This window comes from Salibacterium sp. K-3 (assembly GCF_054052005.1).
The window spans coordinates 1,352,064-1,373,433 of the sequence record NZ_JBSVZE010000001.1 but is presented as its reverse complement, the minus strand read 5'-3'; the positions used below and the strand labels follow the sequence as shown (position 1 = coordinate 1,373,433).

Sequence of the window (21,370 nt, the reverse complement as noted above, 5' to 3'; positions counted from 1 at the left end):
TTCTGTTATAATCAGGGTTGAATGTCTGAGGAGGTAAATAATAGTGGCACGAAATAACAGGCGATACCGCAGATCTTCAACAAAAAAGAAATTTTACTTCTTAACGGTTCTTATCGCGGTGCTGGCAGTCACTGCCACGGTTACTACTTTTTCAAAAGACGGCCGGCCCTTCGCGACAAATGAAAAAGAGAATACTCCCGCGACCGAAGAAAATGCAACGAATAATAAACAGTCCTCCGCAGAATCCGCGGACAACAACAGTTCCGCTGACAGTCAGAAGGACAACGGGGATAATATCTCTGATGAAAACCTTACGTTCCTGCTTGTCGGCGTTGATAATGAGGAGGAATCCGGCGCCCGGCGTACCGACACAATCATGCTGGCCAATTACAATCCGGAAAATAACAATGTTCATCTTGCTTCCATTCTGCGGGATTCGTACGTAGATATCCCTGGTTATGAAAACAATAAGATCAACGCTTCTTTTGCCTATGGCGGCGTGGAACTGCTGCGGGATACCATCGAACAAAACTTTGATATCAACGTTGATCATTATGCCACAGTTAACTTTGACGGTTTTGTTGAAGTGGTGGATACCGTAGCACCCGACGGGATAGAAGTAGATGTTGAAGAACGGATGTATTATCAGGATCATTCCGGGAATGTCGATATCGACTTTCAGCCTGGCACCCAGATGCTTGACGGTGAAGAAGCACTGGAGTATGTACGTTACCGGGGCGGAGAAAACAACGACTTCGGCAGGGTGGAACGTCAGCAGAAAATGTTGAATCTGTTGAAAGAGGAAGTGCTTTCCTTCAGCAGTGTCACGAAAATTCCTCAGTTAATCAGCGCAGTCCGTCCGAATCTGGATACCGACGTTTCCACGGGGAAAATGTTCGGACTGGGTAAAGATGTACTGCTCAATGATATTGGCAGTATCGAGACCATGCGCGTCCCTCTTGAGGACACCTATCAAAACGAACGATACAGCCATGCCGGCCTCGTGCTTGAAATGGATAAACAGGCCAATCGTGAAGAACTGAAACAATTTTTGAATCAGTCTTCCTCCGACGACATCCAGACAGCTTCCGATGAAGAAGACAACAGCTATTAACATGATAAAAATCAAACCCTGCCGGATGTTTAAACCGGCAGGGTTTTTTGTCTTACTCTTCAAATTTTTGAAAGATGAGTGTGGCGTTGTGCCCGCCGAATCCAAGAGAGTTGCTCAGCGCTGCCTTTACTTCCGTTTCTTTCTTTTCATTTGGCACGTAGTGCAGATCACAGACCGGATCTTCTTCTTCATAATTTATAGTAGGAGGAATAATGCCTTCTTCAATGGCTTTCAGCGTAAACACTGCTTCTACAGCTCCTGCTGCGCCGAGCAGGTGGCCTGTCATGGATTTTGTGGAGCTGATGTTCAGCTGATAGGCATGCTCTTTGAACACTGTTTTGACAGCAGTCGTTTCATATTCGTCATTATAGGCGGTACTGGTGCCATGCGCATTGACATATTGAATATCTTCCGGTTCAAGACCTGCGTCATTCAAAGCATGCTGCATAGACCGGACTGCTCCTTCTCCTTCCGGAGCGGGTGCGGTCAGATGATACGCATCTCCCGTAGCACCGTAACCTGTAATTTCTGCATAAATATGAGCCCCGCGATTTTTGGCGGACTCCAGGGATTCGAGAATTAACACGCCGGCTCCCTCTCCCATGACGAATCCATCACGATTTTTATCAAACGGGCGGGAAGCGGATTCCGGATCTTCGTTGGTTGTCACTGCTTTTGCCGTGCAGAAACCGGCGACGGCCATGTTCGTAATCGGGGCTTCCGCTCCTCCGGTGATCATGACTTCTGCATCGCCCCGCTGAATGACTTTAAAGGCGTCACCAATGGAATTCGTGCCGGAAGCACAAGCGGTCACGGTACAGGAGTTAATCCCCTTTGCACCTGTGACAATCGATACTTGTCCGGAAGCCATATCCGGAATCATCATCGGTACAAAAAATGGACTGACCCGTTTATATCCTTTTTCATTAAATTTATTAAACTGCTGCTCGTACGTTTCCATTCCGCCGATGCCGGCCCCGATCCACACCCCTACATTCTCTGCATTATCTTCGGTTATCGTATAATCAGCATCTTCCAGGGCCATTTTTGCAGAAGCGACCGCAAACTGAGTGAAGCGGTCCATCTTCCGGGCATCTTTACTATCCATGAAATCCGATGGATTAAAATCCTGAACTTCAGCGGATACTTTCATAGGAAATTCTTCTTTATTTACCCGCGTAAGTTCCCCGATGCCGTTCCTGCCGTTTTTAATATTATCCCATGACGCAGCTGCATCAAGACCAACAGGATTCACAGTTCCTATCCCGGTAATCACTACACGGTTATTCTCACTCATGTCTATTCTCTCCTTTGTCTGCTTTGTATTCTGCGATATGGTCAGGATCAGCGCCCCCAGCGCATTGCTGTGGCTCCCCAGACAAGTCCCGAGCCGAAACCGACCATGACGACAAGATCTCCATCTTTAATTTTACCATTTTTTAATTCTTCAACGAGAGCTATTGGTATCGAAGAGGACGAAGTATTTCCATAGTACTGGACGGTGGCTGCCATTTTTTCCTTCGGAAGTTCCAGTCTTTCTCTCGCAGCTTCCATAATACGGATGTTGGCCTGATGCGGCACCAGAAAATCCACGTCATCTTTTGTCAATCCGGCTTTTTCGACCACATTGATGGACGATTCTCCCATCTGCCGGACGGCGAATTTAAACACTTCGCGGCCATTCATAATAATCTGCGGATCCTGCCGGATATGCATAGCGCCACTGCCGTCGGAGCCTAATTCAAATGAGAAAAAGCCTCTATTTTCCGATGTTGCTCCTACGACAGCTGCACCTGCTCCGTCTCCGAACAGGACAGCTGTATTGCGGTCGTTCATGTCCGTTGCTTTTGATAATTTTTCTGCTCCCACTACAAGAACATGCTCATACATGCCTGTCTTTATAAATTGATCCGCTGTGGACAGGCCGTAAATAAAACCGGCACACGCTGCCCCGATATCCATCGCTGCCGCTTTGTCAGCCCCAAGCCGCTCCTGCAGCAGCGAAGAAACGGACGGAAAAGGATAATCTGGTGTAACAGTGGCAACCAGAATCAGATCCAGGTCGGATGCGTCCAGCTCTGCTTCCTGTAAAGCCTCCATTGCTGAATAGTATGCCATATCCGAGGTATCCACGTCATCCTCGGCAAATACTCTTCTTTCAATTCCCGTTCTCGTACGAATCCATTCATCACTTGTATCCAGCGTCTTTTCCAGTTCTGTATTCGTTACGACCCGTCCTTCCGTGTACGAGCCGATACCCCAAATTCCTGATTGTTTCATATATACTCCTCCTCTTTAACCAAAGACCAAAAATACTGAACATCTATAAATTTTTATACTTCATCTTATGACCTGGTTTTAATTTTATCTCATACATGTTGAAATGTCCACCAACCCGTTCAGAAAACAACCTGCCTAAACAAGGGGCTGTACCTTTTGATACAACCCCTTTGAAGGTGCAGTCTTTCTCGTGTTAATTTTTCCCAGACTTCTGATCTGAACCGGGGAGTTTTCCTGTTTCCTTATAGCGGTCTATTTCCCTGGTCAGCTGCTGCTGCAGATTTTCGGCGACTTCCGGACTGAAATCTCCAAGCGACACCGCGTCTTCTATGACCGCCTTTTTCGATACATCCACTCCGCAAACAACGCAGTGAGTAACGCTCCGACTACAGCAGCCGCTTCCCCTGTTTGTACTGCGTAGCGTAGGATGCTGAACGTAAGAAGGAGAACGGCACAAAAAAGAAGCGTCCCTATGTATAAAGAGTTCATCTTTCCTTCCCCCTTCACCGATGCAGTATGGTCCATAACATCTGAAAAGCTGCTTTAACAGCAGATGCATGCTGTCAAAGCAGCTATTGTCTTTATACATTACATAATGGAAGCAAGCAGCGCCTTCTGTACGTGCAGACGGTTTTCTGCTTCATCATACACAACCGAGTGCGCACCGTCAATGATCCCGGCAGACACTTCTTCACCGCGGTGTGCCGGCAGACAGTGCATAAAAAGGAACGACGGATCGGCTTTGACACAGAGAGATTCATTGATCTGAAATCCGGAAAAATCTTTTTCCCGGGTGCCCTGTTCTTCTTCAAATCCCATACTTGCCCATACGTCCGTATATATAACGTCCGCTTTTTCCACTGCTTCTTCCGGAGAATGCGTGAGCGTAAGTGATACTTGATGGTGTTCTGCTGTATTCACCATTTCCTGCCATACTTTATCATCCGGCTCGTATCCTTGTGGAACGGCCAGGGATGTTTCCATGCCGGCTTTGGCGCAGGCAATCAAAAAAGAATGTGCCACATTGTTGCCATCGCCGACAAAAGCTGCTTTTAACCCTTCCAGTTTCCCTTTATGCTCCTTGATCGTTAACAAGTCAGCCAGTGCCTGGCAGGGATGATAAAGATCGGTTAACGCATTGATGACCGGCACGTCAGCGTGAGCCGCCAGTTCTTCCACCGTTTCATGCGAATTCGTGCGGATCATAATGCCGTCGAGGTAACGGGACAAGACACGCGCCGTATCCTTCACCGGTTCTCCGCGGCCGATCTGCATGTCTCTGGGACTTAAAAACAGGGCATGTCCGCCAAGCTGTGTCATACCTGTTTCAAAGGAAACTCTTGTCCTTGTGGACGCATTTTCAAAAATCATACCAAGCGATTTTCCCTGAAGCAGGGGATTGACGGGATACTGTTTTTTTTCTTCCTTTAATTGTTCCGCTAAAGAAAGAATATTATGCATTTCATCCGCCGTAAAATCCAGCAGCGTCAGGACATCTCTGTTTTTTAAACTGCCTGAGGGATGTACTTTATTTTCATGACTCATCGTTCAAACTCCTTCATTGGCCGGAACATGCTCCACCAGCCATTCTTCTATTGCCTTCGGTTCTTTCAGACTTCCACTCATTGCCTGCACCATCACAGACAGCGTATCGGAATTGGACACAATTGTTTTTCGCTGTTTCAATGCTTCCTGACGTTTCTCTTTCCCTGTTGAATAACCGGTTTTCGGAATGCTGAACAAAGCGGTGGCATCGGGATGCTTGAGCCATTCTTCAAATGTCATTTCCTGACTTGTAAATGCTCCCGAGTAATGGGACACAAAGGTATAACCCATCTCTGCCAGCATGTTCAGGGAAGCATCGGTTTCCTGTGCCACCATCTCATCCATATCGAGAAAAATCAGACCCTTCTTTTTAAACAGCAGCGGTACCTGTGCTTCCGACCAGGCAAACGCTTTGTTGAACGCCTCCTCTTTATCTCGCGCAATGCTGATCAACTCTCCGGTGGATTTCATTTCCGCTTCCAGCAGCGGATCAATCCCCGGGAGCCTGTCATTGGAAAACACCGGCGCTTTCACTGTGTAATAAGATGTTTCAGCCTGAAGGCCGGTTAATCCACCGCTCCATTCTTTCAGGGGTGTGCCGAGCAGCATTTCCACGGCTCCTTCCACCATATGAATACCTGTTACCTTGGAGAAGATCGGGACCGTCCGCGAAGCCCGGGGATTGATTTCAATTACATAAAGTGTATTGTCGTCATAGACAAACTGAATGTTAAAAATCCCTTTAAAGTTCATTCCTTCCGCAATATTCTGCGTGTACTGGACGAGCTGCTGTTTTACTTCCGGTGGTATCGAGTAAGGCGGGGTTACCGCCATCGAATCCCCGGAATGAACGCCGGCACGTTCCACGTGTTCAAAAATGCCCGGGATAAAGATATCGGTTCCGTCTGTAAGCACATCCACTTCCAATTCGGTACCCGGGAGATAAGCATCAATCAGGACAGGATACTCCACTGTCTTCCTGCTGTCATTGATGTATTCCTGCAGCTCTTTTTCTGTTGTCCGCACCGCCATGCCCTGTCCCCCAATAACATAGGATGGACGAACGAGCACCGGGTATCCAATCTCTTTGGCTTTCTGCATAACATCTGCTTGATTGTAAGCTGTCATACCCGGAATATGCGGCACATTCACCTTCTGCATGAATTCATAAAACCGTCCGCGGTCTTCCAGCTGATCAATCGTATCCGACGATGTTCCGAGAACATTCCATCCTGCTGTTTCGAGATCTTCGGTGAGGGATATGCCGGTCTGTCCACCGAGCTGTACAATAATTCCCTGCACCTGTTCCGTTTCGGCGACATGCATGACATCTTCCGGTGTCAACGGTTCAAAGTATAAATGATCAGCCATTTCAAAATCCGTACTGACGGTTTCCGGATTGTTATTCACAATGACCGCTTCATAGCCTGCTTTCTGAACTTCCATCGCTCCATGCACAGAGCAGTAATCAAATTCAATCCCCTGTCCGATCCGGATTGGACCGGATCCTGCGATCAGCAGTTTTGGTTTCCCGGTTTCCCTTTTTTCGTCTCCTTCGGTATACCAGCTCGAGTAGTAATAAGGAGTTTCAGCGGTGAATTCTGCTGCACACGTATCCACCATATGATAGGACGGTAGAAGGCCCCACTGTTTCCTCTGCTGATAAACAGTCCGGGGATCCAAGCTCCATTGAAGAGCCATCCAGTCATCGGTAAAGCCTGCTTTTTTCCATGCATAAAGCTGTTCTTTTGTTACATTCTTCCATTCCTGTGTTTGTATATCTTTTTCCAGAGCTGTCAACTTTTCAAATGATCGCAAAAAGAATAGGTCAATCCCGGTCTGGTGGTGAATCTCGAGCGGATCCTCCTCTCTGCGCAGCAGTTCAAGGATCGTGAAAAAGCGCTGGTCATCCTGCAGGGCCAGCATGGAATACAGCGAATCCACTGTTTCTTCCTTCAAACCCGGAAACTCAAGACCATTCGTTTTTATTTCAAGAGAGCGTACAGCTTTCTGCATGGCTGCTTCGAGATTGCGCTCTATAGCCATGACTTCCCCGGTTGCTTTCATCTGTGTTCCGAGTTGTCTGTCGGCATGAACAAATTTATCAAACGGCCAGCGTGGGAACTTTACTACGACATAGTCCAGTGCAGGTTCAAAACTTGCATAGGTGTGACCTGTTACCGGGTTCAACAGTTCGTGAAGGTGATAGCCGATGCTCAGCTTTGCTGCCATCCGCGCAATCGGATAACCGGTTGCTTTCGAAGCAAGCGCCGAGGAGCGGCTGACCCTGGGGTTTACTTCGATCAAATAATATTTTTTACTTTTTGGATCCAGCGCGAACTGGATATTGCAGCCGCCGACAATGCCGAGCGCCCGAATCACTTTCAGCGAGGACGCACGCAGCATCTGATACTCCACGTCAGTAAGAGTCTGGGACGGAGCCGTCACGATGGAATCGCCGGTGTGGATGCCGACCGGATCAATATTTTCCATATTGCATACCGTGATACACGTATCATTGGCATCACGCATGACTTCATATTCCACTTCTTTAAATCCGGCAATACTTTTTTCAACAAGACATTGGTGAATGGGGCTGGCGTCCAAACCACCAGCTATAATGTAACGGAGTTCTTCCTCATGATGGGCAATTCCTCCTCCGCCGCCTCCAAGCGTATACGCAGGACGGACAATGATCGGATAACCGGTTGCTTCAGCAAACTGTACCGCTTCTTCCTCTTTTTCCACAATGTCGCTTTCGGGAACCGGCTCACCCAGTTCATGCATAAGTCCGCGGAATGCTTCGCGGTCTTCGCCCTGTTTAATGGAAGCTGCCGGCGTCCCAAGCAGCTTCAGGTTGTATTTATCAAACAGGCCCTCATCGTCCATGGAAAAGGCAAGATTCAGCCCGGTCTGGCCGCCCAGTGTTGCAAGCAGTCCATCCGGCTGTTCTTTCTGAATCACGTTTTCGACAGATTCAACAGTGAGGGGCTCAAAATATACTTTATCTGCACATGCTTCGTCGGTCATAACCGTTGCCGGATTATTATTCATTAATATTACTTCGAGCCCTTCTTCACGCAGTGCCAGGCAGGCCTGTGTTCCGGAATAGTCAAATTCAGCCGCCTGGCCGATCACGATCGGGCCGGAGCCGATGACAAGTACTTTCTGTATTGTGGTATCTTTAGGCATACGTTTTTTCTCTCCCTTTGTTTTTCAGTTGCTCCAGAAACTGATCAAATATTTCTTCGCTGTCCCCCGGGCCTGGATGAGCTTCCGGATGGAACTGCACCGTCGTGATATCATAGCTCGAATGGGACAGTCCTTCGATCGACTGGTCATTAATGTTTTTAAAGCGGACGGTGAATTCCCCGGCCGGAAGAGAATCTTCTTTTACGACATAGCTGTGGTTCTGCGAGGTCATAAATACCCTGTTGGAATGCGTATCCTGCACCGGCTGGTTGGCACCGCGATGACCGAAACGAAGCTTCTCCGTATCCGCTCCGTAAGCAAGGGCAAGCAGTTGGTGACCAAGACATATACCAAGACTCGGGTACAGTCTGGAAAGCGTGCGGTAGCGGTCCAGGAGATGATTCATCTGTTTCGGGTTACCCGGTCCGTTGGAAAACAGCAGACCATCCGGATGAAGGGCCTCGATTGTCTCGATGTCGGTATCGTATGGGACAACTGTCACTTTACAATCTTTTTCATTCAGACGACGTACCATCGATTGTTTATATCCAAAATCAAGCAGAACAATGTGTTCCTCTCCGGTGCCGCTGGTTTCGGGAGTCTGCACCGTTACTTGATCAATGAGCATTTTTTCCCCGATCGGTTCATAGCTTGCGGCATCGACCCCATCAGGGGAAGTGGTGATAACGGCTCCCATATCTCCTTTTTCACGGATGTTTTTGACCAGGGAACGGGTATCGACCCCGGTAACAAGGGGAATCCCTGCTTTTTCGGCCGCTTCCTTGATCGTCTGTTCCGCTTCATAATGAAACGCCTCAGGCGACGCTTCACTTATGACCAGCCCGGCCGGCTGCGGATAAAGACTTTCAAAGTCCTTATCATTCCAACCGTAATTTCCTATGAGGGGATAAGTAAAAACGACAATCTGACCATGAAAGGACGGGTCCGTCATTACTTCCTGATACCCGGTCATTCCGGTGAAAAAGACAATTTCCCCATATATGTCCTGCTGATCTCCTGGTTCGAGTTCACCTTCAAATAATCCTTCATTTTCGAGCTTTATATATCCTTTCATCGATACGAATCCTCCTCATGTCCTGCGTAAGATCTAAAACTGTTTAGACTGAAGTACTTCTTTTATGTTTTGGACTCCCTGCAGGAGCGTTTCTTCTTTCATCGTAAGAGGGGGCAGCATTCGGACAACATTCGGCCCTGCTCCAATGACAAGCATTCCTTTCTGCTGAAGGGCTGTGATGACAGGGGCTGCCGGCTCTGTTAATTCCACTCCGGCCATCATTCCCATGCCTCTTATTTCTTCAACAACAGACAGCGGTTGTACCTCCCGTTCCAGCTCTTGAAGGAACCGTTTCCCTTTTTCGGCCGCTGCCTCTATCCAATTTTCTTCCATAAGTGTCTGCAGCGTCGCCCGTACAGCAGCCATGGCCAATGGATTGCCGCCGAATGTTGTCCCGTGGCTTCCAGGACCGAAGGAGTCTTTCAGAAATTGTTTTCCGATCATTGCGCCCACCGGGAAGCCGTTTCCGAGCGCTTTCGCTGCTGTAATGATGTCCGGTTGAATGCCGCTTTGTTCATGGGCAAAGAAAGTGCCGGTCCGGCCCAGTCCGGTCTGTATCTCATCGCAGATTAACAAGGCTCCCTTTTTTTCCGTCAGCTTCTGTGCTGCTTTCAGAAAGGCAGGATCAGCCGGCCGGACACCGCCTTCTCCCTGTACAACTTCCACGATAACGGCAGCGGTATCCTCATCGAGAGCTTTCTCCAGTTCGTTCACGTCATTGAAGGGAAGGTATTCAAATCCTTCCGGCATCGGGCCGAAACCCTGCTGGATTCCTGTCTGTCCGGTAGCAGCCATGCTTCCGAACGTCCGTCCGTGAAAAGACTGGACAAAGCTGATGATTTTGTTACGGCCCGTGTGTTTTCTTGCCAGCTTAATGGCTGCTTCATTGGCCTCCGCCCCACTGTTTGCAAAAAAAACAAGATCTCCACATGAGTTCGCGGTCAACCATTGAGCCACTTCTTTCTGTTCGTCATATTGGAAAAAGTTCGACGCGTGCCATCCTTCATGCAGCTGCTTTCCCACCGCCTGAACAACAGCCGGATGGCTGTGACCGAGATTGACAACGCCGATACCGGACATAAAATCCTCGTACGTTTGGCCGTTATTATCGGTAATGGTTGTGTCTGCCGCCTTGGCAAATGTTATATCCCAGCGTTTATAGGTCGGAAACAATTCTTCGTTTTCATGCGCGGTCTGCCCCGGTTGTTCCATAACTGCCCCTCCTGTTTATCGATCTTCTACATTTTGTTTGCCGGTGCTTTTAAAATCGACGTTCCTTTCAGCGTTCCGTCTGCATTTTTGTTTTTTCCATTTCCATTGGCGATTGTCACTTTTCCGATGGAATGATCAAGGCAGTCGGCGGCCGCTTTCACTTTTGGAATCATTCCGCCGAAAATAATGCCTTCATCAATATAGGATTCAATCGTTGGAACCGTCAGTTTTTCTTCCAGATTTCCATTATGGAGGACCCCGTCCACGTCTGTGACAAAAATCAGTTCGTCTGCCTTCAGAGCCCCGGCTACGGCAGCCGCCGCGGCGTCTGCATTGACGTTCAGATGTCCATACAGAGATGATGCAGCAATCGGGGCGATCACCGGAATGGAGCCTTTCTTCATCAATTCTTCCAATGGTTTTGTCTGGACGTCATCTATGCTGCCAACAAGTCCAAGCTTATCTATATCCACCGGAGAGGCGTGAAGAAGGTGATTGTCACTTCCGGTCATTCCCTTTGCGCCGGCCCCGGCTCTTTCAAGAGATTGTATCAGCTGCTCGCGGACTTCTCCTGTTAATGCTTTCTTAGCCGCTTCAAGCACTTGAGGTGTTGTCTTGCGGAGACCTTCTACAAATTCAGTCTGAACATTCTCTTCTTCCAACCTTCGGTTAATGGCCGGTCCGCCGCCGTGAACGATCACGGGATGCCACCCCTGTTTCTGCATAGCAGCAATGCCTTCGAAAAAATCTTCTGTCAGGCCGCCCAGAGCGGCTCCGCCGCATTTCAGGACAATCACATGCTCCATTCCGACTCCTCCTTTCTTTCAGCAGCTACGTACGGTAACCGGCATTGATTCTGACATATTCATAACTGAGATCACATCCCCACGCCTTTCCCGATCCGCTGCCTGAATGAAGGTCCACGTGAATCTTGATCTCGTCGTTTTCAAGATACGTTTTTGCTTCCTCTTCCGAAAAGGAGACCGGCCTGCTGTTTTTCAGTGTCGTGATGGAACCAAGGGAAATATCAATCGTTTCCGGATCAAGTTCCACCCCACTGTATCCAAGGGCAACGATAATCCGTCCCCAGTTGGCATCCGTGCCGTAAATAGCCGTCTTGACGAGGTCACTGCCGACAATCTGCTTGGCAGCCATTGCTGCCTCCCGGTCGTTGTCTGCTCCGTCCACCTGTACTTCCACCAGCTTTGTCGCCCCTTCGCCATCCCGGGCAATCTTTTTGGCAAGTTCTTCACAGGTGATCTGAAGGGTATGGAGAAACGTATTCCAATCCGGGTGCTCCGGAGTCAACGGTTCATTGCCGGCACAGCCGCTTGCCATGACCACCACATTGTCATTTGTTGACGTATCGCCGTCTACTGTAATACAGTTAAATGTTTTATTGGTCACTTCTGATAAAGCCTGCTGAAGAAAATCCGGTTCGATCACAGCATCGGTTGTAATAAAACCAAGCATCGTGGCCATATTGGGGTGGATCATCCCGGATCCTTTTGCCGCCCCGCCAAAAGTCACCTGCTTTTCATCCACTGTCGTCTGAAAGCAGGCATGCTTTTTGACAGTATCTGTCGTCATAATAGCTTCATTAAACTGGTCGGCATCTTTAAAAGCCGGCATTGGCTGCAGTTCCTGGATGCCCGGAAGAATTTTATCCATCGGAAGACGTTCCCCGATGACACCTGTAGAATTCACCGCCACCTGATGGTCTGGAAGCTGAAAAGCCTCCGCCGCAGCCTTTCTCATTTTGTAGGCATCCTGCAGACCTTCTTCTCCGGTACAGGCATTGGCGTTGCCGCTGTTGATCACAATGGCGCGTAGTTTTCCTTCTTCGGCAATACTTTCTTTCGTTACCTGCAGGGGAGCGGCCTGTATTTTATTCAATGTATAAACAGCTGCACTCGAAGCCGGCACATCACATAAAATGGCGCCAAGATCATTGCGTTTCCGCTTTACTTTCGTATGAATGCCTGCTGCTTTGAAACCGTGCGGAGTGATAATACTTCCACCGCTTATTTCTGTGATATTTTCTGTCTTGTGTAATGTGCTCATGCTCTCTCTCCCCTGTTTTTCTATTAACATTATGCTTATGGATATATCGGAATGAAATCCAGTCCTTTGGTTTCCGGAAAACCGAACATGAGATTCATATTCTGAACGGCCTGACCGGATGCCCCTTTCATTAAATTATCAATGACGGAGACAATGGTGGCACGGCCGGTTCGTTCATCCACCGTACAGCCGATATCACAATAGTTCGTTCCGTACACTTCCTTCGTAAACGGAAGCGCCCCGTCTTTTCGTACCCGGACAAAGGGACAGCTGCTGTAGGATCGTTCTAAAAGCTCTTCGACGTTCTTTCTCTCCCATCCTGAAGAAAGAGGGACATACATTGTTGCCATAATACCGCGTGTCATCGGTACAAGGTGCGGAGTGAATGTCACAGCTGCCTCCTCTCCGGAGCAGCGCGTCAGTTCCTGTTCTATTTCCGGTGTGTGTTTATGCTCATTTACCTTGTAAATCTTAAGATTGTCATTCATTTCACTGAAATGAGTGAAGGCCGATGGCGAGCGTCCTGCGCCTGTCGTTCCTGACTTTGCATCGATAATCAGGTTTTGTGCATCTGCAGCCTGCTGCTCAATAAGCGGAAGCGTGCCTAAAAGCGCAGCGGTGGCATAGCATCCCGGATTCGACAGCAGGTCCGCATTCTTTATTTCATCTGCATGCCATTCGGCCAACCCGTATACAGCCTGATCGAGAAGAGAAGCTGACGCGCTCTCCCGGCCGTACCAGGAGCGGTAAATATTTGCATTTTTCAGGCGGAGATCTCCGGAAAGGTCTATAATTTTCGTTTTTCCGTTCAGCTTTCCACTCAGTTCCGCAGACACTCCAGGAGGAGTGGACAAAAACACCACGTCGTGTTTCTGAAGCTGCTCCGCTTCAATATCAGCAAGAGTCAGCTCTACAATATCTATGACATGAGGATAACTTTCCGCCATTGTTTTTCCTTCCTGCGAGGAAGAAAAAACGGTCATGCTCTCTATCTCAGGGTGACTGTGCAAAAGACGGATTAATTCAATCCCCCCATATCCGGTTGCTCCTACAATCGCTGCTTTCATAAACTTGCACCTCGTTTTATCTTTATACATCGTCTGTATTTTTCATTATAAGTGTGAATATATATTAATGCAACTGTATTTTTATATTTTCCTTCATCTATTTTAAAATCCGCCAAACAATTTGATACAAGCAACTTTCATAATAAATGACGCTTCATTATGAACATATTTATTTATCCAGTTCATGTATACATATACACGATGTGTTATAAAAGGCGGTACAGCCACTTCCCTCCGCCACGTCATACCGGCTGTGGTAAAAGGTAAGACAAAACGCGCGGCAGGGCCCGCGCGTTAATTCAGTGCATTCTTAACTTTTTCAGACGTGCTTTCAATATTATCTCCCCAGAAGTCATCCTGCTCGGAAGTAATAAGTTCCCCATCTTCATTAAACACGGAAAATCCTCTTACAGACATTCCGTCCCCGGCCATTTCAGCCTTTTCTATAACGTCCAGCGAAGGGTCCGACAACATCGGGAAGGTAAATCCCTGTTCTTGTTTCAGTTCTTTGTGCGCTTCCGGCGAATCATTGCTGATTGCGTATATATCAGCATCCAGATCTTCAAACAATCCTAAATTCTGCTGCAGCTTCCCGAGCTGCGATATACAGTGGCTTCAGGTCACTCCGGTGAAGTGAAAAAGCACCGTTGGCTGTTCTTTATCTGCCAGGTTGACCTCGTTCCAATTTTCATTATCCAGCGTCATGGCGTTTTCTTCATCCCCGCCGCACGCTGCAAAGACGAGAACCGCTCCTGCAGCCAGTACGATAAGACTTATATATCTAAAAAGTGGAAACATTCATTTTCCTCCTTTCCGTACTGCTTTTATCCCTGATCCGCTGTCAGGCGTTGTACGTCTTTCAGGATCGGCTCCGTATCATTTTCAAGCCCGTCATACTTCCGGATGACGTTCCCTTCCGGATCGATCAGAAAAAACGAGGTGGCATGTACAATATTGTCGTCCCCCGTATCCTGGTTCACAACACTTCGAAAGGATGATTCCGACAGTTGTTTAATCTCCTCCTGGGAATAGCCGGTAAGAAAATCCCAGTTACTGAAATCCACCCCGTAGTTTTCTCCGTACTCTGTTAATGTCTTTGGGTCATCGCGTTCCGGATCAACGCTGAACGATACTATTCTAACATCCTCGATGCCCGCCTCTTCGATATTCCCCTGCAGGTTAAGCAGGTTCGGGGTCATAATATTGCATACGGTCGGACAGTTCGTAAATATCATATCTGCTATGACATAGTCTCCTTCAAGATCCTCTTTCGTCACTGTCTGTCCGTCCTGATTGGTAAATTCAAACGAAGAAAGCTCCAGATCTGCTTCTGTAAGATTCGTGCCATTTTGAGGACCTTGCGGCTGTCCTATCTGATAAAGCCAGGCACAGCCTCCTAGCAGTGTGAGGAACAGTCCGGCGCCTGCCAGGAGTACAATACGCCGCATCAATCGAATCCCTCTTTTCTTATTTTATTTCAACCGGTCGGTATCCGCCGGAATGTCACTGATCGTCCATTCTCCCTCTTTTGGCTGCTCTTTTGCAAGCCATTGTTTAAACACATATCCGATGGTTGTGACATAGACAAATTCCTGGGAAATTTTCATCACCACACCGGAGAGCTGCTGATCAGAATGAGCATCCAGAAAAGCCATGCCGCCTGTTCCGTCATTCATCATAGAGGTCGGGGGAGACATGCCGGGCGGCAGGCAGTATGCCATTACATCCGACCATACAGCGGGATTCGTGTAGGTTTCATAAAGCGGTGATCCCGCAAATATTATCATCGCACAGGCCGGAGTGATCAGGATGCCGTTGGCAAAGATATAGGCAATCCGGCGTAGATCCGGAAGCTGATGTTCTGATGGCAGCGGCGACAGCATATGCCACCACATCAACCAGGCTGTGCCAAACAGTGCCGCCTGATAAATGCTGTGCAGCACCGGCGCCTGCATGATCTGATCAAAAATGACAGGAATATGATAAAACGAAAACAGGGCGTTGAACAGAATCAACCCAATGATCGGATTCATGATAACCCTGTATGTCCATTCTGCTTTTCTCCGCCAAACATCTATCCATGAACGCAGCGCCCATTTGGGGATCCCCAGAATAAACAGAGGAACAGCAGCAAAGTAGGCAAATACCATCTGTGTCATATGTAGCGTAATGATGGAATGACCGGCAACATATAACGGACTCCCCCATCCAAGATACAGAGCGGTCATACCAAGTGCAAAATATAGTTTCTGGCGGAGAGGGAACGGTTCCGCTTCTTCAAAGGCATGTCTTTTTTTGACTGTTACCCAGTAGTACAAGAGAGCGGCAGCAGCCAGAACAACAATCAGCTCCGGGGTCCACAGCGCGCGGAAAGAATAGGTCGAAAAAAAGTTTTCCAACACCGTCCACCTCCTTATCTTTCATTTCGAGGCTGCCTGAAGTAAAATAGGGTATGTACACTCTTTCATCATATTAGCATATTTCATCCGTATTTATACTCTTTATTCATTGTAAATTTTTGAGTCTTTTCTTACAATCTAATGAACGAGAGGGCAGCAGCAGTCCCTTACAGAAAGCCGAGGTTCGACGTCATGCACAAACACTTAATTGTACTGGATTTAGACGGCACTCTTCTGAAAGAAGACAAAACGATCTCCACCAGAACGTACAAAACCCTCCGTGAAGCCAGAAAAGCAGGTCATATGATTGCCATTGCAACCGGAAGACCTTATCGTGCAAGTAAAATGTACTATCAGCAGCTGGGCCTGGACACACCGATTGTCAATTTTAACGGGGCTTACGTTCACCATCCCGGGGATCCCTCTTTTCCTGTCCACCATTCTCCGCTTAACCTGGAGACGGCAAGGACCATCATTGATACATGCCGGGCGTTCCAGGTGAAAAACATCATGGCGGAAGTGGTTGATGATGTGTTTCTGGATGATTATGATGAGACGTTTCTGGACATGTTTGCACTCAGAACAGAGCCCACAGCCAGCGGCAATTTGAAAAACATTCTCCGCACCGGCCCCACCTCCCTGCTTGTCTATCCGCAGCTGGAGCATGCCGAAGAGCTTCGGAGGCTGATCTCCGGTGAACATGCACAGGGAATCGAACAACGTTCATGGGGAGCACCTCATCATATGATTGAAATCATCAGTACCGGAAACAATAAAGCGGCAGGTCTTGAGAAAACAGCCCGTTACTGCGGAGTATCCATGGAGCATGTCATTGCCTTCGGAGATGAGGACAACGATATTGAAATGCTGTCCGAAGCAGGCACCGGAGTCGCCATGGGAAATGCGGCTCCTGAAGCAAAACAAGCCGCTGCAGAAGTCACCTTGAGCAATGAAGAAGAAGGAATCGCCATATTTCTGGAAGAACGGCTCCAGCTGGCCGATATGAAAAAGTACGAGAAACAGAAATAGACAGTAAAGGAGGATACCAATGAACATTTATGAAATTCCTAAAGATGCCTCACAGAACCTTCGGGAAGAGGTGGCAGATCTTTTAATGGATCAGATGGCTTCCATCGGTAAGGATAATGCCTATGAACTATTAATGGATTCCATTCATCTCGCTCTTCAGGAGCATTCAGATGCCCATATCTTCGTCGCTGAAACCGAAGGCGCCATTGTCGGGGCTGCCTTTTTCAACCTGGGCATCGCCCTGGATAAAGGCGGTTACTATATCTGGCTGAATGATTTATTTGTACATAAAGAACATCGGAATCAAGGCATCGCTAAAAAACTTCTGTTGAAAATTATATATTGGGCTGAAAATCAGGGAATCAAAGGAATTGAACTGGAAACCGGTGTCAGCAATGCAGCAACCAAAGCACTGTATAATTCCCTCGGATTTTATGATGTCGTGTCCAAGCGTTACGGATTTCGTTTTTAGGGGAGAGTTTTTTTATGAATAATAAATGATCATGGTGAAAGAGGCCTGTTCCTGCCCCTCATTGATGTAAGCATGGTCCTGGTCCGCTTCAAAACGAAGAGCGTCTCCCTGTTCGAGATGAAACGTATCCGCGCCTGCCACCACCCCCACGTTTCCACTGAGGATGAAGATGTATTCCTCCACCCCTTCCTGATGCGCTTCGGATTCATAGTGGCGCCCCTGGTCCATATCAACATAAAAGACTTCGAATGGAGTGCGGCTGTCTTTTGAAAACACAGGCTTCACATGGAATCCTCCCTTTTCCCCTTCCAGCGTTTCCAGTTCATTAAAGCGGACCTGGGCGGCCGGGGGACGCTCCATCTCTACGAATGTCGTAAACGGAACCTGCAGGCCGTCGGCTATTTTCCACAGCGTCCCGACGGTGGGATTAGAGACGCCGCGTTCCATCTGACCGAGCATCGGTTTACTGACTCCGGTTCGCTCGGCTGCTTCATCCAGACTGTATCCTTTCCGGCTTCGGATTTCTCTGAGTTTTTTTCCAATATGTGCATTTAGCTGATCTTTCTCCATCTATATCACCTTGACGTGCCGTATGTTATAACATACAATAATTATATTATATTTTACAAAAAAGTGCCAGTTGAATGTCTGTTGGTCTGGTGAAGCTAAGGCAGCGACATTCATTATGATGTAAAAGAAAGGATGCCTCCTTTGAAAGCACTATCTCTCTCCCGCTTCTCCTCTCCGTTTTTCATAGGGATGAAAGATGGATCTTCGATTGCACTTGGCTACGTTCCGGCTGCAGTCACGTTCGGATTTATAGCACAGACGATACATTTAACAGCTGTCGAAACGCTGTTCATGAGCATGTTCGTGTTCGCCGGGGCCGCCCAGTATATGGCATTAAGCCTTCTTGCAGCCGGTACCGGTGCCTTTGAAATTATTTTCACTACCTTTATCGTCAACATCCGTCATTTTCTGATGAGTGCTTCCTTAAATGAAAAAGCGCTTCCTGATCATCCTTTAAAAAAAGCCGGTTATGCCTTTGGAATAACCGATGAAGTATTTGCCGTCACTTCCATGAAAGACGGGGCGCTCAGCTCCGCCTACATTTATGGTGTTTTTCTGATTTCCTACGTTAGCTGGGTGGTCTTTTCAGGCGCGGGGCACAATCTCGGTGACCTGCTTCCTCCCATCTTACAACAGAGTCTTACATTTGCGCTATATGCTTTATTTATCGCGCTGCTTACTCCATCTCTGAAAAAACACCGTAAAGTCATCTTACTTGCCTGTCTGGCAGCGGTGTGCAACAGCCTGCTTTCGCTTTGGATGGCAGAAGGATGGGCACTGATTCTGTCCGTTCTGCTGGCCGCATCACTTGTCGAATCCATATCCCCCGGGCAGGACGGTACTAATCAGGATGAAAAGGAGGTTCCTTCATGACCCAGCAGATGATGATGATCATTCTCGGTATGGCTCTTGTCACTTATATTCCAAGAATGCTGCCTTTCGTGTTTTTCCGTGCTGAAAAAATCCCTCCAAAAATCGAAGGGATACTGAAAAATGTACCTTATGCTGCGCTTGGGGCCCTGATATTTCCAGGAGCGCTTTTCATTCACGAAAACCCTGTGTTTGGAATCACCGGAGTTGCCGCAGCTTTTCTTATCTCGCTCTGCGGAGGGGGAATCATTGTGGTAGTGCTCGGCTCCGTCGCCGTACTTACCATTCTGACGCCGCTGCTCTGATCCTGCGGGTTAATCATCTTTTCGAAACAGCCCGAAGATTCCGGCTGTATTCACAATGTTAGTAAAGGCGTGCGGATCCACCTCTTCGATGACTTCCCTTAATGCATAAAGCTCATACCTGGTGATGACAATCATTAATACTTCTTTCTCAGAATAGTCATAGCCGCCTTTAGCTGGAATTCTTGTGATTCCCCGCGTTATATGCTGATGTATTGCTTCCCGAAGCACATCCGGCTGTTTCGTTACGATCATCGCCGTGACTTTTACATGGCGGGTGTGGATCGTATCAATCACCCTGGAACTGACATATACCGCGAGCAGGGTGTACAGCGCACTTTCCCAGTTAAATAAAAGGCCGGCCGCAAGAACTATGATTCCGTTCAAAATAAAAAAATAGGTTCCGACCGGTCGGTCACTGAACCGTGCAAGTACGAGAGCGACAATGTCCAGGCCTCCGGCTGAGGCTCCCCACTTCAATGGAACAGCCGCTCCCACTGCGGTAATGACACCACCAAACACAGCGTTCAACAGAATGTCTTCGGACAACCCGCTGACCGGAATGATTTCCAGAAAAAATGTGGTCAGCGCAACATGAAGAAAACTGTAAAAGGTGAACAGCTTCCCAACTTTATACCATCCTAGAAGAGCGATGGGAATATTGACAAGCAGTAAAAACATTCCGGTGGAAAGCGGAAACAGTGCCGCCAGCAGCTGGGATACCCCTGTCGCTCCATTTGAGAAAACATCAGCCGGTATTAAAAACATATTTAATCCAACGGCCATAACCAAGGTGGAAATTACAATGATAAAGACTTTCTGTAATTCTTTGAATAACGTCGAATTTCTTGTAATCATGGAGAAACCACCACCTTTTTGCTTTGCTAAATATGGTGCGCCGTCCATTTAGTCAAGGTAAGCATCCCGCTTCTGGACAGTTTGTGCCCCGCCCTTTCATCCAGTTCAAACGCGGGAGTGCACTGATTGTTTCCGTGTTTTAATGTTTCATAAAGAGCATACGAATCTCTCCATGAAATCACGGCATCTTCCTTCCCATGCCAGAAAAAAATCGGACGGTCCCCGAGAAGCTCCGGCTGCCGGGACACATCATATGCATGCAGCCTGCTGATTTCCTGCTCAATCTTTTGATCGGACCATTCGATCATGTTCTGCTCTTTCAACAAGGCAGCCTGCCGTCTGGCATAAGCTGCCCAGGCCGGCGTCCCCATAACGACAGCACCGCCTTGCAGCCAGGGAAAAGCCGCCAGTGCACCGCATGTAATAATTCCACCCATCGACGTACCGCCTAGAAAGATGCGGCCGTCTTTCAGGAGTTCTTTTTCTTTCAAATTCTCATAAATATCCTGTGTTTCCTGAAGACCCTGCAGGACGATCGACCAAAACGCTAGCAGGAGGTCCTTCTCCGTCAACCCTTTTTCACGCACTCCATGATAAAGCGCATCCGGCAGGATGACCCGGATTCCTTTACCGGCCATATGATAGGCAATATGTAAACAATGGTCCTTTGCACTGGAAAAGCCGTGCCAGTATAAAAGAACGGGAAGCGGCTTATTTAGCTGTCTGCTGTCGTACAGGTGCAGGCACGGAACTCCACCGAAACATTCTTCCTCTGTAGTGATCATGCTCATCTATCCTTTTAAAATGATCAGTCCTGTTTCATTGTACTCTAAACTTTCCGGGGTTAAAAGGAAAAATCCGTCTTCCTCTTTTTCACACAACGGGGCAGTATGCTCCACGTCTTTTTTGCGCCCGCCTTTTTTTTGCTTAAAAAAAACTGCTGTGCCGGCAATTCATTCCGGAACAGCAGTTTTTCCCTTCTACTCACTATCTTTAATACTCGTACGAACAGGCTCTTCTCCCTTTTCTTCCGCTTTATCATAATGCTGCACAGAATGCATGGCACCTTCTGATACCATCTTATTATCTTCGAAATCGTAAGGTTCGGAGTGTCCCACTTTTTCATTCAGCAATTCATCTTCATCTTCTTTTGTGCTTCCTGTCCATTTTGCGACAGTTCGTTTCGATACATCTTTCACCCGCTCCCTTTTTCCCTCATCTCTCCATACATATGTTGCGGTTCCTACAACACCTGCTATGACAGAAGGAATAAACAGACTGCGTTTTTTCATATCCACACCTCCGAATAATGCCATGTTTA

23 protein-coding genes are annotated in these 21,370 nt (G+C 47.9%); 5 read left to right on the top strand and 18 right to left on the bottom strand.

Features of this window, described 5'->3' with window-relative positions:
* Nucleotides 1-43 precede the first annotated feature (43 nt).
* Nucleotides 44-1,114: an LCP family protein gene (locus tag ACW9JV_RS06825; protein WP_457332645.1), complete on the top strand. Its 1,071-nt coding sequence runs from the start codon at nucleotides 44-46 to the stop codon at nucleotides 1,112-1,114.
* Nucleotides 1,115-1,166: 52 nt separating this feature from the next.
* On the opposite strand, the gene fabF is transcribed toward ACW9JV_RS06825, so the two are convergent.
* The 14 genes from fabF to ctaG all read right to left on the bottom strand — a co-directional run bounded on the left by fabF (nucleotide 1,167) and on the right by ctaG (nucleotide 15,951).
* Nucleotides 1,167-2,411, bottom strand: a complete 1,245-nt coding sequence (gene fabF, locus ACW9JV_RS06820) for a beta-ketoacyl-ACP synthase II (protein ID WP_457332643.1) — start codon at nucleotides 2,409-2,411, stop codon at nucleotides 1,167-1,169.
* 47 nt (nucleotides 2,412-2,458) lie between these two features.
* Nucleotides 2,459-3,394 (bottom strand): beta-ketoacyl-ACP synthase III, encoded by a 936-nt coding sequence (locus ACW9JV_RS06815; protein ID WP_457332641.1) that lies wholly within the window; start codon nucleotides 3,392-3,394, stop codon nucleotides 2,459-2,461.
* A gap of 193 nt (nucleotides 3,395-3,587) precedes the next feature.
* The gene (locus ACW9JV_RS06810) at nucleotides 3,588-3,749 is read right to left on the bottom strand and encodes a hypothetical protein (RefSeq protein WP_457332639.1); all 162 of its coding nucleotides are present in this window, start codon (nucleotides 3,747-3,749) and stop codon (nucleotides 3,588-3,590) included.
* Between the two features lie 233 nt (nucleotides 3,750-3,982).
* Nucleotides 3,983-4,939, bottom strand: a complete 957-nt coding sequence (argF, locus tag ACW9JV_RS06805; RefSeq protein ID WP_457332637.1) for an ornithine carbamoyltransferase — start codon at nucleotides 4,937-4,939, stop codon at nucleotides 3,983-3,985.
* 3 nt (nucleotides 4,940-4,942) lie between these two features.
* Nucleotides 4,943-8,131, bottom strand: a complete 3,189-nt coding sequence (locus ACW9JV_RS06800; protein WP_457332635.1) for a carbamoyl phosphate synthase large subunit — start codon at nucleotides 8,129-8,131, stop codon at nucleotides 4,943-4,945.
* Nucleotides 8,124-9,206 (bottom strand): carbamoyl phosphate synthase small subunit, encoded by a 1,083-nt coding sequence (locus ACW9JV_RS06795; RefSeq protein WP_457332633.1) that lies wholly within the window; start codon nucleotides 9,204-9,206, stop codon nucleotides 8,124-8,126. The genes ACW9JV_RS06800 and ACW9JV_RS06795 overlap by 8 nt, the downstream gene beginning before the upstream one ends.
* A gap of 33 nt (nucleotides 9,207-9,239) precedes the next feature.
* The gene (locus ACW9JV_RS06790) at nucleotides 9,240-10,418 is read right to left on the bottom strand and encodes an acetylornithine transaminase (protein ID WP_457332631.1); all 1,179 of its coding nucleotides are present in this window, start codon (nucleotides 10,416-10,418) and stop codon (nucleotides 9,240-9,242) included.
* A gap of 26 nt (nucleotides 10,419-10,444) precedes the next feature.
* A complete protein-coding gene (argB, locus tag ACW9JV_RS06785) occupies nucleotides 10,445-11,224 on the bottom strand; it encodes an acetylglutamate kinase (protein WP_457332629.1) in 780 nt (259 codons plus the stop codon).
* 25 nt (nucleotides 11,225-11,249) lie between these two features.
* Complete coding sequence (gene argJ, locus ACW9JV_RS06780; RefSeq protein WP_457332627.1) at nucleotides 11,250-12,482, bottom strand: bifunctional glutamate N-acetyltransferase/amino-acid acetyltransferase ArgJ; 1,233 nt, start codon at nucleotides 12,480-12,482, stop codon at nucleotides 11,250-11,252.
* A 35-nt stretch (nucleotides 12,483-12,517) separates the two neighbouring features.
* The gene (gene argC / locus ACW9JV_RS06775; protein WP_457332625.1) at nucleotides 12,518-13,549 is read right to left on the bottom strand and encodes an N-acetyl-gamma-glutamyl-phosphate reductase; all 1,032 of its coding nucleotides are present in this window, start codon (nucleotides 13,547-13,549) and stop codon (nucleotides 12,518-12,520) included.
* A 294-nt stretch (nucleotides 13,550-13,843) separates the two neighbouring features.
* Nucleotides 13,844-14,155 carry a peroxiredoxin family protein gene (locus ACW9JV_RS06770; protein ID WP_457334621.1) on the bottom strand — a complete coding sequence of 104 codons (312 nt, stop codon included), beginning with the start codon at nucleotides 14,153-14,155 and terminating at the stop codon, nucleotides 13,844-13,846.
* Between the two features lie 9 nt (nucleotides 14,156-14,164).
* A complete protein-coding gene (locus ACW9JV_RS06765; protein ID WP_457332623.1) occupies nucleotides 14,165-14,347 on the bottom strand; it encodes a hypothetical protein in 183 nt (60 codons plus the stop codon).
* A 26-nt stretch (nucleotides 14,348-14,373) separates the two neighbouring features.
* Nucleotides 14,374-14,997, bottom strand: a complete 624-nt coding sequence (locus tag ACW9JV_RS06760) for an SCO family protein (RefSeq protein WP_457332621.1) — start codon at nucleotides 14,995-14,997, stop codon at nucleotides 14,374-14,376.
* A gap of 24 nt (nucleotides 14,998-15,021) precedes the next feature.
* Entirely contained in the window at nucleotides 15,022-15,951 is a 930-nt protein-coding gene (gene ctaG, locus ACW9JV_RS06755) for a cytochrome c oxidase assembly factor CtaG (protein ID WP_457332619.1), read from the bottom strand.
* A 189-nt stretch (nucleotides 15,952-16,140) separates the two neighbouring features.
* Between ctaG and ACW9JV_RS06750 the strand changes: the two genes are divergently transcribed.
* Both ACW9JV_RS06750 and ACW9JV_RS06745 read left to right on the top strand, forming a co-directional pair.
* The gene (locus ACW9JV_RS06750; RefSeq protein WP_457332617.1) at nucleotides 16,141-16,977 is read left to right on the top strand and encodes a Cof-type HAD-IIB family hydrolase; all 837 of its coding nucleotides are present in this window, start codon (nucleotides 16,141-16,143) and stop codon (nucleotides 16,975-16,977) included.
* Nucleotides 16,978-16,996: 19 nt separating this feature from the next.
* Nucleotides 16,997-17,449, top strand: coding sequence for a GNAT family N-acetyltransferase (locus ACW9JV_RS06745; protein ID WP_457332615.1), 453 nt, complete (start codon nucleotides 16,997-16,999; stop codon nucleotides 17,447-17,449).
* Between the two features lie 12 nt (nucleotides 17,450-17,461).
* Here ACW9JV_RS06745 and ACW9JV_RS06740 read toward each other — a convergent pair whose 3' ends face one another.
* On the bottom strand, nucleotides 17,462-18,019 hold the full coding sequence (locus ACW9JV_RS06740) for a helix-turn-helix domain-containing protein (RefSeq protein WP_457332613.1): 558 nt from the start codon (nucleotides 18,017-18,019) through the stop codon (nucleotides 17,462-17,464).
* Between the two features lie 189 nt (nucleotides 18,020-18,208).
* Between ACW9JV_RS06740 and ACW9JV_RS06735 the strand changes: the two genes are divergently transcribed.
* Nucleotides 18,209-18,892, top strand: coding sequence for an AzlC family ABC transporter permease (locus ACW9JV_RS06735; RefSeq protein WP_457334619.1), 684 nt, complete (start codon nucleotides 18,209-18,211; stop codon nucleotides 18,890-18,892).
* Nucleotides 18,889-19,194: an AzlD domain-containing protein gene (locus ACW9JV_RS06730; RefSeq protein ID WP_457332611.1), complete on the top strand. Its 306-nt coding sequence runs from the start codon at nucleotides 18,889-18,891 to the stop codon at nucleotides 19,192-19,194. The genes ACW9JV_RS06735 and ACW9JV_RS06730 overlap by 4 nt, the downstream gene beginning before the upstream one ends.
* Nucleotides 19,195-19,203: 9 nt before the next feature.
* Here the strand turns inward: ACW9JV_RS06730 and ACW9JV_RS06725 are convergent, their stop codons facing one another.
* The 3 genes from ACW9JV_RS06725 to ACW9JV_RS06715 all read right to left on the bottom strand — a co-directional run bounded on the left by ACW9JV_RS06725 (nucleotide 19,204) and on the right by ACW9JV_RS06715 (nucleotide 21,341).
* The gene (locus tag ACW9JV_RS06725; RefSeq protein ID WP_457332609.1) at nucleotides 19,204-20,049 is read right to left on the bottom strand and encodes a YitT family protein; all 846 of its coding nucleotides are present in this window, start codon (nucleotides 20,047-20,049) and stop codon (nucleotides 19,204-19,206) included.
* Nucleotides 20,050-20,075: 26 nt separating this feature from the next.
* Nucleotides 20,076-20,834 carry an alpha/beta fold hydrolase gene (locus ACW9JV_RS06720; RefSeq protein ID WP_457332607.1) on the bottom strand — a complete coding sequence of 253 codons (759 nt, stop codon included), beginning with the start codon at nucleotides 20,832-20,834 and terminating at the stop codon, nucleotides 20,076-20,078.
* A gap of 195 nt (nucleotides 20,835-21,029) precedes the next feature.
* The gene (locus tag ACW9JV_RS06715) at nucleotides 21,030-21,341 is read right to left on the bottom strand and encodes a hypothetical protein (protein WP_457332605.1); all 312 of its coding nucleotides are present in this window, start codon (nucleotides 21,339-21,341) and stop codon (nucleotides 21,030-21,032) included.
* Nucleotides 21,342-21,370: the final 29 nt, after the last annotated feature.

Bases quoted from the DNA above. Each gene is read 5' to 3' on its own strand.
- ACW9JV_RS06750 (WP_457332617.1), top strand. From the start codon at position 16,141: ATGCACAAACACTTAATTGTACTGGATTTAGACGGCACTCTTCTGAAA.
- ACW9JV_RS06765 (WP_457332623.1), bottom strand. From the start codon at position 14,347: ATGTTTCCACTTTTTAGATATATAAGTCTTATCGTACTGGCTGCAGGA.
- ACW9JV_RS06790 (WP_457332631.1), bottom strand. From the start codon at position 10,418: ATGGAACAACCGGGGCAGACCGCGCATGAAAACGAAGAATTGTTTCCG.
- ACW9JV_RS06740 (WP_457332613.1), bottom strand. From the start codon at position 18,019: ATGGAGAAAGATCAGCTAAATGCACATATTGGAAAAAAACTCAGAGAA.
- ACW9JV_RS06745 (WP_457332615.1), top strand. From the start codon at position 16,997: ATGAACATTTATGAAATTCCTAAAGATGCCTCACAGAACCTTCGGGAA.
- argF (WP_457332637.1), bottom strand. From the start codon at position 4,939: ATGAGTCATGAAAATAAAGTACATCCCTCAGGCAGTTTAAAAAACAGA.
- ACW9JV_RS06760 (WP_457332621.1), bottom strand. From the start codon at position 14,997: ATGCGGCGTATTGTACTCCTGGCAGGCGCCGGACTGTTCCTCACACTG.
- ACW9JV_RS06715 (WP_457332605.1), bottom strand. From the start codon at position 21,341: ATGAAAAAACGCAGTCTGTTTATTCCTTCTGTCATAGCAGGTGTTGTA.
- ACW9JV_RS06735 (WP_457334619.1), top strand. From the start codon at position 18,209: ATGAAAGATGGATCTTCGATTGCACTTGGCTACGTTCCGGCTGCAGTC.
- argB (WP_457332629.1), bottom strand. From the start codon at position 11,224: ATGGAGCATGTGATTGTCCTGAAATGCGGCGGAGCCGCTCTGGGCGGC.
- ACW9JV_RS06800 (WP_457332635.1), bottom strand. From the start codon at position 8,131: ATGCCTAAAGATACCACAATACAGAAAGTACTTGTCATCGGCTCCGGC.
- argJ (WP_457332627.1), bottom strand. From the start codon at position 12,482: ATGAGCACATTACACAAGACAGAAAATATCACAGAAATAAGCGGTGGA.
- argC (WP_457332625.1), bottom strand. From the start codon at position 13,549: ATGAAAGCAGCGATTGTAGGAGCAACCGGATATGGGGGGATTGAATTA.
- ACW9JV_RS06815 (WP_457332641.1), bottom strand. From the start codon at position 3,394: ATGAAACAATCAGGAATTTGGGGTATCGGCTCGTACACGGAAGGACGG.
- ACW9JV_RS06720 (WP_457332607.1), bottom strand. From the start codon at position 20,834: ATGATCACTACAGAGGAAGAATGTTTCGGTGGAGTTCCGTGCCTGCAC.
- ACW9JV_RS06795 (WP_457332633.1), bottom strand. From the start codon at position 9,206: ATGAAAGGATATATAAAGCTCGAAAATGAAGGATTATTTGAAGGTGAA.
- ACW9JV_RS06730 (WP_457332611.1), top strand. From the start codon at position 18,889: ATGACCCAGCAGATGATGATGATCATTCTCGGTATGGCTCTTGTCACT.
- fabF (WP_457332643.1), bottom strand. From the start codon at position 2,411: ATGAGTGAGAATAACCGTGTAGTGATTACCGGGATAGGAACTGTGAAT.
- ACW9JV_RS06725 (WP_457332609.1), bottom strand. From the start codon at position 20,049: ATGATTACAAGAAATTCGACGTTATTCAAAGAATTACAGAAAGTCTTT.